Here is a 1027-nt window from a genome sequence, read left to right on the forward strand (position 1 = left end):
GAACAGGGGGGGCTGGCGGTTGCCGGCTTTGTCGGCGCTGGCAGTATCTGTGGCCGCCGCGGCCGGCGGACTGCCGGTGGCGGTTGTCACGGGCTTGCCCGCGCGCTCAGTCGATGCGCTCATAGATCAGATCCCATACTCCGTGGCCCTGGTTCTGGCCGCGCTTCTCGAATTTGGTCAGCGGGCGCCAGTCCGGGCGCGGGTGGTATTCGCCCTTGCGCCAGGCGTTGCCGAAGCCGGGCGCCGACTCCATGTGCTCCAGCATCCATTCTGCGTAGGGAGCCCAGTCGGTCGCCATGTGAAAGCGACCGCCGATGCGGAGTTTCTGACGAACCAGCGCGATCAGGTCCGGGCGCACGAAGCGGCGCTTGTGGTGGCGGGCCTTCTGCCAGGGGTCGGGGAAGAACAGCTGCAGCGTGTCCACGCTGGCGTCGGCCACGGCTTTCTCCAGCACCTCGACGGCATCTTCGCTGTAGCAGCGCAGGTTGGGCAGGTCGCGGCTGCCGGCATCGAAGCAGAACTGGGCCACGCCCGGCTTGTGGNCCATGCCGAAACCGATCTCCACGGTCAGTGGCGCCTGGCGGCCGAACACCGTCGCCGGGTCCAGCGGGCCCTGCGCCAGGGTCAGCACATAGCGCGGCGCGAACTCGTCCAGCCCGCGCTGCTGCGAGGTGTTGAGCGGCGACGAACGCGGCATGAAGGTGCGGATGCGCTCGCTGAAGGGGCGCTGTTCCGTGTCGGGAGAGGTGGGGGTGTCGCTCATGGATGGCTCGCGGTCTGGCTGGCGGCGCCGGTCTTCCGGGGGCGCGCGTATCGTGCCGCGATTGTACGCGCAGTGGCGTGAGCGCGGCCAATATCCGGGCGGCGTGCGTGCCTTCAGACGGCTTCCGTTATGGTTGCCTCCGTGTTTTCTTCCTCGGGTGTACTGAGTGGTGTCTGCAGGCCCACGGTCGCGATACGCTCGCCGACCATGTCCAGCACTTCCAGTCGGGTTCCGGCACTGATGACCTGATCCCCTTCGACTGGG

The 1027-nt window shown here is 67.9% G+C and carries 1 protein-coding gene; it reads right to left on the bottom strand.

The genetic code is table 11. The features are described from left to right. Positions 1 to 106: 106 nt before the first annotated feature. A complete protein-coding gene (gene trmB / locus C5O18_RS10180) occupies positions 107 to 763 on the bottom strand; it encodes a tRNA (guanosine(46)-N7)-methyltransferase TrmB (RefSeq protein WP_105193511.1) in 657 nt (218 codons plus the stop codon). Between the last annotated feature and the right edge of the window lie 264 nt (positions 764 to 1027).

The sequence above is a fragment of the Amnimonas aquatica genome, assembly GCF_002943415.1.
Taxonomy (GTDB): Bacteria; Pseudomonadota; Gammaproteobacteria; order Pseudomonadales; family Moraxellaceae; genus Perlucidibaca; species Perlucidibaca aquatica_A.